This is a genomic window from Acidovorax sp. MR-S7, assembly GCF_000400995.2.
GTDB lineage: Bacteria > Pseudomonadota > Gammaproteobacteria > Burkholderiales > Burkholderiaceae_C > MR-S7.
Genome location: NZ_DF238947.1, coordinates 1 through 14341 on the forward strand (window position 1 = coordinate 1; position 14341 = coordinate 14341).

Sequence of the window (14341 nt, forward strand, 5' to 3'; positions counted from 1 at the left end):
CTTCGTGATCCTCATGTTGCCCAAGGCTGCGCCTGTCCTGGGCTCCGGAATAAGTTCATAACACGCTCTAGGCAGAGGTCGCTGATGGATTGAAACAGCGATGCTTCAATCATTGCATCGACTTGCACTCCATTGGCACCGAGCCAGGCATTCAAGCGTGTCTGGAACGTTCCGGATGAAGCTATGAACGGCTTGTTGGCAAATTCGCCTATGTGGATGTGTCCGGCTCGTGGATCAAGCCATCTCTCGGTGCCGATGCATACACATTCCGATGAAAATTCGGCAACTGACTCGAGGTCTCCCAGCGAGAGCGTATCTGCCGTGAGTCCGATATCAGCCTGCCGGGTCCTGACATGCCTGGCCACGTCAACGTATGAGGCGACTCGAAGGCTAATAAAAACGTCGGGGAATTTTTCTCTCAGTTGGCGGATTACAACTGGAAGGATGGAATGGCCAATGGATGGGATTGCGCTGATCGAGAGCTGGCCAAGTTTCTGCTTTCGCAATTGACCGGAAAAATCGACAATTTGCTCTAATCCCAGAAAAGACTGCTGAACCTTTGCCATCAGGGCATGGGCTTCTTCCGTAGGTTTGATGGTGCGCCCGTTTTTGGCAAACAACAAAATACCCATCGATTTCTGAAGATCGGCGATCAGCCGACTCATAGCCGGTTGGGTGATTCCCAGCGCTTCGGCTCCGGCGCTGATCCCGTTATGCAGCATCGCGGCCCGAAAGGCCTCGATCATCCGGTGGGTGACATTCCGACTGGTCATGGAAATCGAAGGACATGGACAGAAGCAGCGGTCAATGCCTCCCGCGCATCTTCACACCACCATTCAGCGGCGGCATAGAACCCTTCCCACACGCACCCATTGCACCCCCGCCCGCAGCAACTCGTGGGCTCGGGCGGCGGCAAACGGAGGACCACACCCGCGCGCGCAGCCTCGGCCTGCAGCGCGGCGAAGCGCTGGCGCGTGGCTTCGAGCATGTCAGCGGCGGCGGCCGCGCCAGCGGATGAGGCCGTAGCGCGCCAGGAAGGCGCAGCCCAGCACCAGGGCGAACCAGCCGGCCAGGTAGGCCTGGCCCATGATTTCGCGCACGTCGGGCGAACGCGCCACGTAGGGGGCCAGGAGGACGATCACGCCGATGAGCGCGCACACGGCGCCCTTGAGCAGCAGCTCGGAATCCTGCTTGCGCTGCGGCGACTGGGAAGAAAGAGGCATGGCGGGCATTATCCTTGGCGCCTTCGTTCTCCCCATTCGTGAAAGTACACAGCCCCATGGCCATCCAGTGGTTCCCCGGTCACATGCACCTGACGCGCAAGGCGATCGGCGAGCGCATCAAGGACATCGACGTGGTGATCGAGCTGCTGGATGCGCGTCTGCCCGCGTCCAGCGCCAACCCGCTGCTGGCCGAGCTGACGGGCCACAAGCCCGCGCTCAAGATCCTCAACAAGCAGGACGTGGCCGACCCGGCGCGCACCCCGGCGTGGCTGGACTGGTACAACGCACGCCCGGGCACGCGCGCCATCGCCCTCGATGCGTCCGACGCCGCGCCCGCGCGCCGCCTCATCGACGCCTGCCGCCAGCTCGCACCCAGCCGGCGCGGCCTCTCGAAGCCCATGCGGGTGCTGATCTGCGGGATTCCGAACGTGGGCAAGTCCACGCTCATCAACACCCTCTCGGCCAAGCGCGAGGCCAAGACGGGCGACGAGGCGGGCATCACCAAGCAGGAGCAGCGCATCGTGCTCGACGATGACTTCTACCTGTGGGACACGCCCGGCATGCTGTGGCCGCGCATCACCGTGCCCGAGAGCGGCTACAAGCTCGCCGCCAGCGGGGCGGTGGGCCGCAACGCCTACGACGAGGAGGAGGTGGCGCTGGAGCTGCTGGCCTACCTCAAGCACCACTACGCGCCGCTGCTCGATGCGCGCTACAAGCTGGGGCTGCAGGCCGACGCCATCGCCGCGCTGCACGACGACGAGCTGCTGGAGCGCATCGCGCGCAAGCGCGGCGCGGTGATGGGCGGCGGGCGGCTCAACCTGCAGAAGGCCGCCGAGATCGTGCTCACCGACCTGCGCAGCGCGGCGCTGGGCCGCGTGACGCTGGAGACGCCGCAGGAGTTCGAGGGTTGGCTGGCCGCCGCCGCCGTGCAAGAGAAGGAGCGCGCCGAGCGCAAGGCCGAGCAGCAGCGGCGCAACGAGCGGCGGGCGCGCAACGCGCCGCCGCAGTAGGGCGTCTCATTCATCCAATCCCCCGCGCGCTGGCCCCGCAATGGGGATGGATGCGCGAAGCGCGGCGCAGCCAATAGCCGTAGCTATTGGCAAGCCGTGCGACAAAGCAGACGCCCCATTGCGCAGCCAGCCCGAAGGGAGGGGCATGCGGGCGGCGCATTGCGTTGTTGCGGCTCGCTTGTGTAGCAGAGCTACACGGCACTCACCGCGCCTAGCACTGCACCGCCCGGACGCCCCTCGCGCGGGGGATTGGATGGATGAAACGCCTTGGTCACGCCACCGGCTCGCAGCGCACCTCGGTCTTCACCGAGTTGGCGATGAAGCACTCCGCGTGCGCCTCGTGGTGCATGGCGTGCAACTGCTCCGGCGTGGGCTGCGCGCCGCCGAAGCGCACCTCGGGCCGCAGCGTGACCAGCGTCATCGCCATGCGGTCCTGCGCGTCGCGCGCCATCACGCCTTCGGCGGCGTCGCGGTAGCGGTCCACGCACCACCCCTGGCGCGCGGCGATGGAGAGGAACCACAGCATGTGGCAGCTCGACAGCGCGGCGACGAAGGCCTCCTCGGGGTCCACCGCCGCAGCGTCCGACCAGGGCAGCGGCACCACGTGCGGGGACGAGGAGCCGGGCAGTTCCGCCCCGCCGTCGAAGCGCAGCAGGTGGCGGCGGCTGTAGCGGTTCTTCAGGAAGTCCTCGGGCGGCGCGGTGCGCTCCCAGAGGGTTTCGGCGTGGTAGGTGGCCATGGCGTGTCCTTGAAGTGAAAAGTGCCTCCAGCGCTTGCCAGTCAAGCGCAGGCAGCTATCAAATTCTAGGCATTGCGCTGCCCCAGCCAGATACCGCCCAGCACCAGCGCCACGCCGGCGATCTGCGGCCCGGCGAGCGTCTGGCCCAGAAAGGCCCATCCGAGCAGGATGGCCGTGACCGGGCTCAGGAACCCCAGCGACGCCACCACGCCCGGCTCCAGCCGTGCGATGCCACGGAACCACAGCACATAGGTCAGCGCCGCGCCCACCAGGCCCAGCCACGCCAGCCCCAGCAGGTGGCCCGCCGTGGGCGCAGGCCAGTGGGGGCCGGCCAGCAGCGCGACCGGCACCAGCAGCAGGCCGCCCGCCGTGAGCTGCCATGCGGCGAAGGTGCGCAGCGGGACCGGCGGGCGCCATTTGCGCGTGAGCACCGTGCCGCAGGCCATGGAGACCGCGCCGGCCAGGCCCGCCGCGATGCCCGTGGCGTCCAGCGCCGCGCCGGGCGTGAGCACCAGCAGCGCCACGCCCGCGAGGCCGGCCAGCGCCCCGAGCACCGCCGCCGGGCGCACCGCGCTGCCCAGCACCGCCGCCGCCAGGAAGACCACCACCAGCGGCTGCACCGCGCCCACGGTGGCCGCGGCCCCGCCCGGCAGCCGGTAGGCCGAGACGAACAGCAGGCTCCAGAACACCGAGAAATTGAGCGCGCCCAGGATGAACACGCGCAGCCACCAGATGCCCTGCGGCAGCCGCCGCGCGGCCAGGAGCAGCAGCAGGCCCGCGGGCAGGGCGCGCAGCAGGGCCACCGTCATCGGCGGCACCTGCGGCAGCAGCTCGGTGGTGACGATGTAGGTGCTGCCCCAGATGGCGGGGGCCAGCGCCGTCAGCAGCAAATCCCGTGTCCGTATGGTCATTGGAAAACCTCCGTGCTGCGCACTGCGGTGCGAGCCCCCTTCGGAACGGCCGGGCGGGGACTCATGCGAACTCCAGCACCTGCGCCAGCGGGCGGCGCGGCTTTTGCGGCCAGTTGCCGGGCGCGGCGCGGCCCACGGTGGCGAGCATCACCGACACTTCGCCGGGTGCCAGTTGGAACTCGCGCGCCACGCCTTCGGCATCGAACCCCGTCAGCGCGCAGGACGCCAGGCCCAGCGCCTGCGCCGCGTGCATCAGCGTCATGGCGCCGAGGGCGGCCGAGCGCACGGCCTCGTCGCGCGCCGCCTGGGGTGTGGCGTATTGCAGGCGCGCGGCCTGCTGCCAGCCCTGCGCCATCCCGGCCGGCATGTGGCCCGCCTCCACGAACGGCTGCAGCCGCCCGGCCAGGGCCTGCGGGTCGGCGAGCACGCCGCAGACGATGAAGCAGACGGCCGCCTCCGCCACCTTGGCCTGGTCCTGCGCCACGGCGCGCAGCCGGGCCTTGGCCGCGGGCGTGCGCACGGCGATGAAGCGCCAGTTCTGCAGGTTGTAGGCGGTGGGCGCGCGCGTGGCCAGGCGTACCAGCCGCTCGATCTCGGCGTCTGCCAGGGTGTGGGCGACATCGAAGCGGTTGGCCGAGATGCGCTGCTCGATGAGGGTGAGGGTGGGGTGTGTCGTCGTCATGGCATGACTGTAGGTAATTCACCCTAAATTGATAATTGGCGAATATCGAAAGAAACTGTTCACCAACAGATGGGAATGCCATGGACCGCCTGACCGCCCTGCAGGTCTTTCGCCGCGTGGCCGAGCGCGGCAGCTTCGCCGATGCGGGCCGCAGTCTGGGCCTGTCGCCCGCCGCCATCAGCAAGAACATCGCCGAGCTGGAAGCCCACGTGGGCGCGCGCCTGATCCACCGCACCACGCGGCGCATGGCGCTGACAGAAGAAGGCCGCCTGTACCTGGAGCACGTGACGCGCGCGCTGGACGCGCTGGCCGAGGCGGACACGGCGCTGTGCCCCATCAAGGCGGCGCCCAGCGGCCTGCTCAAGGTGAGCGCGCCGATGACGGTCACGCTGACGCGGCTGTCCAGCGCCATCCCCGCCTTCCTGGAACGCCACCCGGGCCTGCGGCTGGACCTGCAGTTGGACGACCGGCGCGTGGACATCGTGCGCGAGGGGTTCGACCTGGCCATTCGCGGCAGCGACCGGCTGGAGGATTCGTCGCTGGTCGCCCGCCCGCTGGCCACCATGCCGCACGTGCTGTGCGCCGCGCCGGCGTATTTCGCGCGGCGCGGCCGGCCCGCGGTGCCGGCCGACCTGAACGCGCTGGACTGCGTGCGCTTCAGCCTGTCGGGCCATGCGGACGTGTGGGAGTTCCACCAGGGCGGCCGCACCGAGCGGGTGGCGGTGGATGCGCGGTATTCGGTGTCGTCGAGCCTGGCCGTGCGCGATGCGCTGCGTGCCGGGTTCGGCGTCAGCCTGATCCCGCGCCCCTACGTGGAGGACGACCTGCGCACCGGCCGGCTGCAGGCCGCGCTGGAGGATTGGCGCACGGTGGAGACCACGCTCTACGCGGTCTACCCGTCGCGGCACTACGTGGCGCCCAAGCTGCGCGCGCTGCTGGACTTCCTGGTCGAGGCGTTCGAGGAACAAGGGTGAAATAGGGCTCCAGCGCTTATCCATAAAGCGCAGGCAGCTATGGAATAAGGAGCTACCACGCCAGCGGCGCGGGCCCGTCCGTCCAGAACAGGATGCGCCGCGCCTCGGCGTAGCGCGAGGTGCCGTACTGGCAAGGGTCGGGCCCGCCGGCCCTGCGCAGCAGCGCCAGCGTGCCGCCCGCCGTGCCCACGGCCAGGGTGTCGCCCGGCCCGGGGGCGATGCACAGCACCGCGCCGCCGCCCACGTGGTGGTGCCACAGCGCGCGGCCGTCCTCGGCCAGGCCGAGCAGGTTGCCGCGCGCGTCGCCGTGCACGGCGGTGCCGTGGAGCGCGGCGCGGGGGGGCGAGTCTTGGAGGGGCGGATCGCCCTCGGCCGGGGTGATGCGCAGGCCGTCGACGCTCACGCGCCAGCAGCGGTCCGTCCAGGCCAGCAGCGAGCCGTCGGGTTGCCAGCGCAGGGCGTGCACGCGCTGGCCGTGGCGCGAGGCGTGGCGCGCATAGGCGCCCGGCGCGAAGGCGAAGCGGTGGTGGAAGCGCTCGGACAGGCCGGCGTCCGCCAGGGCGTGCACCGTGCGCGCCAGGTGCAGCACGGCGGCGGCGTGCAGGCCGCGCGGGTCGGCCAGGGGCGGCGGGCCGTCCTCGGGCTGGGCGGCCCAGTGCTCGCGCACCACGGCGGCGTGCGCGCGGCCGGCGGCCTGCCAGTCGCGCGACAGGGCGGTGAGCGCGGGGCCGAAGACTTCGGTGTCGGACTCGTGCGGCGCGAAGGGGGGCGTGCGCGGCAGGGCGGGGAGCGGGCCATCGGCCGTCTGCGCATCGGGCGGCTGCCGCTCTACCGCGGCGAACAGGCGCAGCAGGCGGTCCATGTGCTCCACCGCGTCGTTGGGCAGCAGCTCCAGCGCGTCGCTCTCGCGCTGGCGGTAGCTGATGCGCAGGCCCGGCGGGTGGGCCGTGCCCGCGCCTTCGGCCAGATCGATCTGGTAGCTGGCGCGGGTGTCCTCGGGCGCGCCGTCCCCGTTGCGCCAGTCCAGCCGCAGGGCGCGCCCGCCGTGCGGGTGGGGCTGGAGCGTGCAGGCCCAGGCCTCGCCTTCCCAGCCGTCGATGCGCTGGCCGGTGAACACCGGCAGCCGCGTGAGCGCCTCCACGCGCGCGGGCGTGAGCAAGGCGTGCAGCCGCGCGCGCAGCGGCCGACCGGCGCGGCGCTGGGCTTCGGCCAGGCGCCAGTAGCGCAGCACGCCGTGCCAGCCTTCGGTGCAGGCCTGCAGCGCCTCGGGCGGGGCCTGCGCGTCCAGCGTCAGCCAGGGGCCGGGGCGGCCGGTGCCGTCATGGCGGCGGTACTGGCATTCCAGTGTGTCGGGCGCGGCGGGGGTGGCGGCGCCGCGCAGCCGCGCCCAGGCCCGGGCCAGCGGGCGGCCGGGCGCATGTGCGGGCAGGGCGATCCAGAAGTCCCAGCGCTTCCAGAGCGTGATGAACAGGGCGTCGTGGTAGGCGTCCTGGTCCTCGTCCACATGGCTGCGCGTGATCAGGAAATCGGTCTGCCCAAACCAGCCGGCCGCCTTGTGGCGGCCCTTGTCGGGCAGGGCGGCGCGCAGCAGCTGGCGCAGGTGCCCGGCGCTCAGGGCATCGCCGGGGCACAGCGCGGGGTCTTGCGGCAGGTCGAAGAAGGCAAGGGGCATGGCTGCGGCGCATGGTAGCGCCGCCGGGGCGTCAGTTCTGCAGGGCGATGAGGCCCTCCCGCACATAGCGCTCGAACTGGTCGCGGGGCAGCGCGGCCAGGCCGGCCGCGCCGTTGCTTTCCTGCCAGCTCAGCGTGACGCTGTCGGCGGCATGCGTGAGTTCCACGGGGCCTTGGGGAATGGCGATGGGCATGCCGTCTCCTTCCCGGTAGGTCACGTGGCCTTGGATGGTGGCGTACTGCGGCATGGGCGGGCTCCTGGGCAAAAAAGTCTCTTGCCGTATTGCAGAGCAGGGGCCGGGCGGTGTCTGTCGGACCAGCGCCCGTTTCAGCCCTGCCAGGGCAGGGTGAACACGCGGTGCTGCCAGTCGTGCAGGTCGGGTGCTTCGTGCGGCGCGGAGGCGCCCGGCGCAGCGGCGTCCGTGGCGGGCCAGCGCAGGCCGCTGTGCAGTGCGATGGGCCGGCCGTCGGCGGGGTGCGGCAGGTCGAGCTGCCAGGCGTGCAGCCACAGGCGCTGCAGGCCCAGGCGCTGGGCCCACCAGCGGTTGAGCGGCCCCTTGCCGTGCGTGGCGTCGCCCAGCAGCGGGTGGGCGATGTGCTTGAGGTGCCGCCGGATCTGGTGGCGCCGCCCGGTGGTGGGCTCGGCCAGCACCAGCGAGGCGCGCGTGGTGGCGAAGCGCGGGTCGCTGGGCTCGGGCAGCTCCAGCCGCGCCAGGGCGGTCAGGCGCGTGTGCGCGGGCTGGGCCGGGGCATCTGACGGCGCGTCGTCGGGGCGCAAGGGGTGGTCCACCTCGGCCTGGGGCGGCGCCCAGCCGCGCACCAGGGCCAGGTAGCGCTTGCGCACCGCGTGGCGGGCGAAGGCGTCGGCCAGGGCGCGCGCGGCCGCGGGGTGCAGGGCCATGGCGAGCACGCCGCAGGTGCCCTTGTCGAGCCGGTGCACCGGGTAGACGTGCTGGCCGAGCTGGTCGCGCAGCGCCTGCACGACGAAGCGCGTCTCGCCCGCGTCCAGACCGGTGCGGTGCACGAGCCAGCCCGCGGGCTTGTAGACGGCGACCAGGTGCTCGTCGCGCCAGAGCAGGGGCAGGCTCAAGCGCGGCGCCCCGGGGTGAGCTGGATGGTGCCCAGGCCGGAGTCGGGCGGCGCGTCCTGGCGCGGCGCCACCCAGTACACCCACAGGCCGCGCAGCCAGGCGCACAGGTAGATGGCGGAGACGGTGAAGATGCCCCATTGCCCCGTGGTCCACGAGGCATAGAACCAGAACGGCTGGCCCAGCAGCCCGAAGATGCAGGCCCAGCGGCGCGCTGCCGCGCCGCGCGCCTGGGACAGCCAGGCGGCGGCGGCGCCCAGCAGGGCAATGGCGATCTGGTCGATTCCCATGGTGTTGGCGTGAGGCTGGATGTTTATACAGTCATCATAGCAGGCGGCGCTATGCGAGGTGCTTGTCCTTCAGCTTCCGCTCGCGCAGGGCCAGCACTTCGCGCGCGCGCTGCGCCCGCAGCGAGGCATGGCCCATGCCGGTGATGGCCGTGACCTGCGCGCCCTGGCCGGGGCCGTCGGGCAGCGTGGCCTGCACCATGCCCGCGGCGCGCAGCACGCGCAGTTTGTCGATGTCCGATTCGTCGGTCACGACGGCGGGGAACTGGTCCCGCTGAGCCAGTTGGCGCAAGAACTCCAGGGGCATGTCCGTGTCTCTCCGGTGGGAACCTGCCGCGCAGGGCGCGGCGCAATGCCCGGCCATCATGCGGGCCCGCGGCCGACGGCGCTGTAGGAGCCCGGCGCATGTTGCCGGGCACAATGCGCGCCCATGACGATTTCCGCACGCACCACGATCCTGCCGCTGCCCCTGCTGGCCGCGCCCAGCCCGCAAGACCCCCGCCCCCTGGTCCTCTACCACGGCCGCTGCGCCGACGGCTTCGCCGCCGCGCTGGCCGCGTGGCGTTTCTACGCAGGGCAGGTGGAATGCGTGGGGCTGTCGCACGGGCAGGTCACCTCGGTAGGCGACCTGCCGGCCCTGGAGGGGCGCGCCGTCTACGTGCTGGATTTTTCCTTCGCGCCCGAGCTGCTCGCCGCGATCGACGCGCGCGCCGCCAAGCTGGTGCTGCTGGACCACCACAAGAGCGCGGCCGAGCAGCTGGCGGGCTTCGCCTGCCGCTGCGGCGCGGTGCACTTCGACATGGGCAAGTCCGGCGCGCGGCTGGCGTGGGAGTTCTTCTTTCCCGAAGCGGAGCTGCCCGACCTGGTGCGCTTCGTGGAAGACCGCGACCTGTGGCGCTGGCAGTACTCCGAGACGGCGGGCTTCGTCGCCGCGCTGGACATGGAGCCGTTCGACTTCGAGCGCTGGAGCCAGATCGCCGCCTTCGCGCCCGACGCCACGGCCGCCTTCGTCGCGCGCGGCCAGGCCATGGACGAGAAGTTCCGCCACCTCGCGCAGGACGTGGCCGGCGGCGCGCAGCCGCTGGTTTTCAACGGCGAGGAGGGGCTGATGGTGAACGCGCCCGGCGCCTTCCACAGTCTGGTGGGCGAGCTGCTGTCGCAGCAGAGCGGCACCTTCGCGCTGATGTGGGCCGTGGGCAAGGACGGGCAGGTGAAAGTGGGCCTGCGCTCGCAGCGCGGCTACGACTGCTCGCCGCTGGCCGTCAGCATGGGCGGCGGCGGGCATGCGCAGGCGTGCGGCTTCCGCATGCCGGCGCAGCGCCTGCCGGAGTTGCTGGGTGGCACGTTCAAGTCATAGCCAAAATGGCCGCCAGCGCTTGTCTGGAAAGCGCTGGCAGCTATGGTTTTGAGAGTCATCCGCGCAGCAGCGGGCACTTCGACTCCGCGGGGGGAATGAAGGCCTGTTCCCCGGGCACCGTCGAGATCTTCTTGTAGTAGTCCCACGGCGACTTGGAGTCCTCGGGCTTTTTCACCTCGAAGAGATACATGTCGTGGATCAGGCGCCCGTCGGCCCGGATGTAGCCCTTGTTGAAAAAGTCGTCGATCCTGGTGCTTTTCAGCGCTTCCATGACTTTCTTGCCATCCGTCGTGCCGGCTTTCTGGGCGGCTTTCAGGTAGGTCGTCGCGGCGGAATAATTCGCTGCCTGGATGTTGCTGGGCATCCGCTTGTATTTCTCGAAGAAGCGGCGGGAGAATTTTCTCGAACCCTCGTCCTGGTCCCAATACCAGCTGTCGGCCAGTTGCAGGCCCGCGGTGGTCTTCAATCCCAGGCTGTGGATCTCGTTGATGAACACGAGCAGGCCGGCCACCTTCATGGTCTTGTCGACGCCGAACTCCTTGATGGACTTCATGGAGTTCGCGAAGTCCTTGCCCGTGTTCGCCAGCGCCAGGATTTGCGCCTTCGAATGCTGCGCCTGCATGAGGAACGACGAGTAGTCGCTGTTGCCCAGGGGCGCGCGCACTTCGCCGACGATATTGCCGCCCATGGCCTTCACCACGCGCGCCGCGTCGCCCGCCAGGGATTGGCCGAAGACATAGTCCGCGGCCAGGAAATACCACGACTTGTAGCCCGCGTTGACGAGCGCCGCGGCGCCCACCTTGGTCACGGCGCTGGTATCGAAGGCGGAATAATGGACCGCGTAGGGGTTGCATTCCTCGTTCGTGAGCCTGGCGGTGCCCGGGCCGGTGGCCAGGAAGGGAATGCTTCTCTCGGCCGAGATTCTCGACATGGCCAGCAGCGCGGCGGAATTGGTGCCGCCGATCAGCATTTGCAGCTTCTCCTTGTCCATCCATTCCCGCGCCGTGACGCTGGCCACGTCGGGCTTGTTCTGGTGGTCGGAGGTCAATACCTCGATGGGCCTGCCCAGCAGCTTTCCGCCGAAATCGCTCACGGCCCATTTGACGACCTCCGCGCCCGCCGCCCCGTCGATATCGGCATAGGCGCCGGACATGTCGGTGATGAAGCCGATCTTGATCGGGTCCGAGTTCTGTGCCTTGGCTCCCGTGGCCAGGACCAGGGCCGCAGCGGCGAGCGTGATTTTGGAAAGTTTCATGTTGCCTCCAGGTTTTTCAGGTCGGTCGATGGGTCGCGGTGTTCTCGAATTCGTCGCGGAGCTTTCTCTTGAGCACCTTTCCTGAGACGTTCTTCGGGAGTTCCTCGCGGAAGACGACACGCTTGGGCAGCTTGTAGCCCCCCAGCAGGAACCTCGCGCGCTCGATGATTTCCTTCTCCGAGACCTGGGCGCCCGCCTTCTTCACCGCGAAGGCGGTGACCGCCTCGCCCCATTGCGGGTCCGGAATGCCGACGACCACCACCTCCTGCAGTTCCGGGACGGCTTTCTGCAGCGCCAGCTCGACCTCGAGCGAATAGACGTTCTCGCCGCCGCTCTTGATCATGTCCTTCTTGCGGTCGACGAAATAAAGCAGGTTGTCCTTGTCGAAATACCCCAGGTCGCCCGTATGGAGCCAGCCGTTGCGCAGGACCTGCGCATTGGCTTCGGGGCGTTTGAAATACCCCTTGAAGACATTGGGGCCGCGCACGATGATTTCTCCGATGTCACCCGTGGGCAGCGGGGTGTCGTCGTCATCGACGATCCGCACGTCGTTGTACCAAACGGGCTGCCCCAGCGTGTTGGGCCTGGAGATCATGTGGATGGTGTATTCGCTCATGGTGACGGCCGGCGCGGCCTCCGTCAGCCCATAAATGAAATGCACGCTGTCCAGCCCCATTTCCTCGATGGCCTGGATGACCATTTCGGGCGTGTATTTCGCGGCAGCCGATATGAGCCGGCGCAGCGAGGTGAGGTCGTATTTCTTGCGGGCAGGGGAGGCCAGGAGCTGGATCAGTGGCGTGACCAGGATGTATGCCAGGGTGACCCGGTGTTTCTCGATGAGCCGGCAGGCTTCTTCCGGGTCCCATTGCGCCATGATGACCATGGGCAGGCCGCGTGCGAGGAAGGTGGTGGTTTGCGTGTGCAGCCCGCTGACGTGGCTCATGGGCATGGACAGCAGGAAGCAGTCGTTCTGGCCGGGCGGCACGTAGGTCAGCGACGAGATCGAGTCCCAGCAGACATTCGAATGCGTCAGCACCGCCCCCTTGGGCAGCCCGGTCGTGCCGGAGGTGTACATGATGATGGCGTCGTCGCTGCCTTGCACCTCCACCTGCGGCTCGTCGCTGGAGGCATCCGATACCAGTGCCTCGTAGCGCAGCGCGTTCTTGATCTGGACTGCCCCGTTGTAGACGATGAGCTGGACGCCTTCCAGTTCGCCCGCGAACTGCGCGGCGAGGTCCTGCAGGGAGGCGTCGATCAGCAATGCCTTGTTCTCGGCATCCTTGATGATGAACAGCAGCTCCTGCGGAGCCAGGCGCCAGTTCAGCGGCCCGAAAACCGTGCCGATCTTGGCCGATGCGTGGCACATCTCCAGGTACTGGATGGAGTTCTTTCCCAAGACGGCGAAGTGGTCGCCCTTGGAGAGGCCCAGTTGCGCCAGGGCGTTCGCGCAGCGGTTCACCCGGGCGTTGTATTGGGAAAAACTCACCCGCTCGTCGCCGAAGATCATGGCAGTCCGGTGAGGGTACTGCTCGGCGGAGCGGCGGGCGATGGAGCCCATGGTCAAGCCATCGATCATTCTTTCGTCTCCTTCGCGGCCGGGGTTTCGTGGGGGTAGCTGACGGACATGCCGGCCCGCGCGTCCATCTGGATGCCGTACTGGGGAAAGGGGTAGCGCAGGCCGTTGCCCGCCAGTGCGCGCATGCCGTCCAGGGCCTTGGCGACGTCGGCCGCGGTCAGCGCCATGAGCAGTTCGTCGTCGAGCACGCCGCCGTAGCGGCGCTCGGCGAAGCAGGGGATGGACAGGCTGGGCTCACGCGTCTTGAGCGCCCGGCCCCAGGAATCGGCGCAGGACGATTCGCCCACCACGCCCCACTGGAAGTTGCGGTAGCCGCTCCACTGGAGCCCGTTGATGAAATACATCATGGCGCCCGGCGTGGCATAGAACAGCACGATGTCCGGCGCGCCCAGCGGCGCGCCCGGCGTGCCGCTCCACTTGCGCAGCGGCGCCGCCACCAGGGCGCGGTACATGCCCTGGGGCACGCGGTGCATGGCCGCCTGGTGGCGCGTGGCGTCTTCCACGGTGGCGAACCACACGCCCGCCATGTGCCGGCCGGTGTGCCAGGCAGGGTCGTCCTGGCCCAGCCCGACGACGAAGCGGCACTGGTCGCCCACCAGATCGTCTGCGGTGATGCCGACCGTCCAGCCCAGCCGGGTGGCCTGGCCGACGATCTGGTCCATGGTGTGCACGGCCTTGGGACGGCGCAGGCGGGGGATGGCCTGCAACTGCTCGGCGGTCTGGAGCAACTGCATGCCTATCGGCGGCACACGCAGCTTGAGCAAGGCTTCCAGCTGCTCGGACAGGGCCGCCAGCGAAGGCAGCCGCGCCCCAGGGGGCGGTGGCGCGTTGGTACCATGGGTGCTCGCCAAGGCGGCGTCGTTGTCCATGCTCTTTCCTGTGGGGTGGTCAATAAAATTCATTATTGGTCATTAAAATGACCTTTCAAAGGCGGGTTTTCCCTGCGGCCGCCTCACCCAACGCTCACTCCAGGCCATGACCGATATCAACCAGACCGTTGCCCGCAACGTGGAGCGCTACCGCCAGCAGCGCAAGATGTCCGCTTCGCAGGTCGCGAAGCTGGCGGGCATTTCCAAAGCCACCTTGCTCTCCATCGAGCTGGGACGCGCCAACCCGACGCTCGACACCTTGCAGCGCCTGGGCGATGCCCTGAATGTCCGGCTGGCGGAACTGATCGCCGAAAGCGCGGAAGCGGTGGTGGATGTGCGCAGGGCCGGGGAGGGGCGCAAGCGCCAGCTGGACGGCATGCAGCAGCGGCCCCTGGCGACTTTCTACGGCGCCGAGCTGGTCTATGTGTTCACGGCCACCGTCAATGCGCAGGGGGTGACGTCCCCGGCCCACGAACCGGGCAGCGCCGAGAGCGTGCTGGTCCTGAGCGGCTCGGTCATCGCAGGGCCGTGCGATGCCCTGGTCGAGCTGGGCACGGGCGACTGGATCCGCTTTCCGACCGACCGCCCGCACACGTGCAAGGCCGCCGGGGAGACGGCCGAAGTGCTGTTCCTGGCCGTGCGGCGCAGGATTCCGGGCGTCGTGGACGAGCCCCAGGGCAAGCCCGTCTGCAGCCCCTGA

Annotated in this window: 18 protein-coding genes; 4 read left to right on the forward strand and 14 right to left on the reverse strand. The window is 69.2% G+C overall.

Going from position 1 to position 14341, the window contains the following annotated elements; genetic code table 11:
* Positions 1–11 precede the first annotated feature (11 nt).
* The 3 genes from AVS7_RS23910 to AVS7_RS15500 are packed head-to-tail and all read right to left on the reverse strand — an operon-like array spanning position 12 to position 1232.
* On the reverse strand, positions 12–773 hold the full coding sequence (locus tag AVS7_RS23910; RefSeq protein ID WP_024001658.1) for a LysR family transcriptional regulator: 762 nt from the start codon (positions 771–773) through the stop codon (positions 12–14).
* Positions 770–988: an oxidoreductase-like domain-containing protein gene (locus AVS7_RS23915; protein WP_082176554.1), complete on the reverse strand. Its 219-nt coding sequence runs from the start codon at positions 986–988 to the stop codon at positions 770–772. Before AVS7_RS23915 ends, AVS7_RS23910 begins: the two co-directional genes overlap by 4 nt.
* Position 989: 1 nt before the next feature.
* The gene (locus AVS7_RS15500; RefSeq protein ID WP_020229250.1) at positions 990–1232 is read right to left on the reverse strand and encodes a hypothetical protein; all 243 of its coding nucleotides are present in this window, start codon (positions 1230–1232) and stop codon (positions 990–992) included.
* A gap of 47 nt (positions 1233–1279) precedes the next feature.
* Here AVS7_RS15500 and ylqF point away from each other — a divergent pair, with 47 nt between their 5' ends.
* Entirely contained in the window at positions 1280–2233 is a 954-nt protein-coding gene (gene ylqF, locus AVS7_RS15505) for a ribosome biogenesis GTPase YlqF (protein ID WP_024001659.1), read from the forward strand.
* Between the two features lie 271 nt (positions 2234–2504).
* On the opposite strand, the gene AVS7_RS15510 is transcribed toward ylqF, so the two are convergent.
* From AVS7_RS15510 to AVS7_RS15520, 3 genes are all read right to left on the reverse strand, one after another.
* Entirely contained in the window at positions 2505–2972 is a 468-nt protein-coding gene (locus AVS7_RS15510; protein WP_020229252.1) for an OsmC family protein, read from the reverse strand.
* A gap of 65 nt (positions 2973–3037) precedes the next feature.
* Positions 3038–3883, reverse strand: coding sequence for an EamA family transporter (locus AVS7_RS15515; RefSeq protein WP_034691060.1), 846 nt, complete (start codon positions 3881–3883; stop codon positions 3038–3040).
* 61 nt (positions 3884–3944) lie between these two features.
* Positions 3945–4565, reverse strand: coding sequence for a nitroreductase family protein (locus tag AVS7_RS15520; protein ID WP_020229254.1), 621 nt, complete (start codon positions 4563–4565; stop codon positions 3945–3947).
* An 80-nt stretch (positions 4566–4645) separates the two neighbouring features.
* On the opposite strand from AVS7_RS15520, the gene AVS7_RS15525 reads away from it, so the two are divergent.
* Positions 4646–5539 (forward strand): LysR family transcriptional regulator, encoded by an 894-nt coding sequence (locus AVS7_RS15525; RefSeq protein ID WP_020229255.1) that lies wholly within the window; start codon positions 4646–4648, stop codon positions 5537–5539.
* Positions 5540–5591: 52 nt separating this feature from the next.
* Here AVS7_RS15525 and AVS7_RS15530 read toward each other — a convergent pair whose 3' ends face one another.
* The 5 genes from AVS7_RS15530 to AVS7_RS15550 form a co-directional block, all read right to left on the reverse strand.
* Positions 5592–7211, reverse strand: coding sequence for a hypothetical protein (locus AVS7_RS15530; protein ID WP_020229256.1), 1620 nt, complete (start codon positions 7209–7211; stop codon positions 5592–5594).
* 31 nt (positions 7212–7242) lie between these two features.
* Positions 7243–7458 (reverse strand): hypothetical protein, encoded by a 216-nt coding sequence (locus AVS7_RS15535; protein ID WP_020229257.1) that lies wholly within the window; start codon positions 7456–7458, stop codon positions 7243–7245.
* A gap of 80 nt (positions 7459–7538) precedes the next feature.
* Complete coding sequence (locus AVS7_RS15540) at positions 7539–8300, reverse strand: pseudouridine synthase (RefSeq protein ID WP_020229258.1); 762 nt, start codon at positions 8298–8300, stop codon at positions 7539–7541.
* Entirely contained in the window at positions 8297–8587 is a 291-nt protein-coding gene (locus AVS7_RS25220) for a hypothetical protein (RefSeq protein WP_020229259.1), read from the reverse strand. Before AVS7_RS25220 ends, AVS7_RS15540 begins: the two co-directional genes overlap by 4 nt.
* A 49-nt stretch (positions 8588–8636) precedes the next feature.
* On the reverse strand, positions 8637–8891 hold the full coding sequence (locus AVS7_RS15550) for a hypothetical protein (protein WP_020229260.1): 255 nt from the start codon (positions 8889–8891) through the stop codon (positions 8637–8639).
* A gap of 123 nt (positions 8892–9014) precedes the next feature.
* Between AVS7_RS15550 and AVS7_RS15555 the strand changes: the two genes are divergently transcribed.
* On the forward strand, positions 9015–9941 hold the full coding sequence (locus AVS7_RS15555; RefSeq protein ID WP_020229261.1) for a DHH family phosphoesterase: 927 nt from the start codon (positions 9015–9017) through the stop codon (positions 9939–9941).
* A 55-nt stretch (positions 9942–9996) separates the two neighbouring features.
* On the opposite strand, the gene AVS7_RS15560 is transcribed toward AVS7_RS15555, so the two are convergent.
* The 3 genes from AVS7_RS15560 to AVS7_RS15570 are packed head-to-tail and all read right to left on the reverse strand — an operon-like array spanning position 9997 to position 13641.
* Positions 9997–11196, reverse strand: a complete 1200-nt coding sequence (locus AVS7_RS15560) for an ABC transporter substrate-binding protein (RefSeq protein ID WP_020229262.1) — start codon at positions 11194–11196, stop codon at positions 9997–9999.
* A gap of 16 nt (positions 11197–11212) precedes the next feature.
* A complete protein-coding gene (locus tag AVS7_RS15565) occupies positions 11213–12772 on the reverse strand; it encodes a class I adenylate-forming enzyme family protein (RefSeq protein ID WP_020229263.1) in 1560 nt (519 codons plus the stop codon).
* Positions 12769–13641, reverse strand: coding sequence for a DUF169 domain-containing protein (locus AVS7_RS15570; protein ID WP_020229264.1), 873 nt, complete (start codon positions 13639–13641; stop codon positions 12769–12771). Before AVS7_RS15570 ends, AVS7_RS15565 begins: the two co-directional genes overlap by 4 nt.
* Positions 13642–13747: 106 nt before the next feature.
* Between AVS7_RS15570 and AVS7_RS15575 the strand changes: the two genes are divergently transcribed.
* Positions 13748–14341 carry an XRE family transcriptional regulator gene (locus AVS7_RS15575; RefSeq protein WP_020229265.1) on the forward strand — a complete coding sequence of 198 codons (594 nt, stop codon included), beginning with the start codon at positions 13748–13750 and terminating at the stop codon, positions 14339–14341.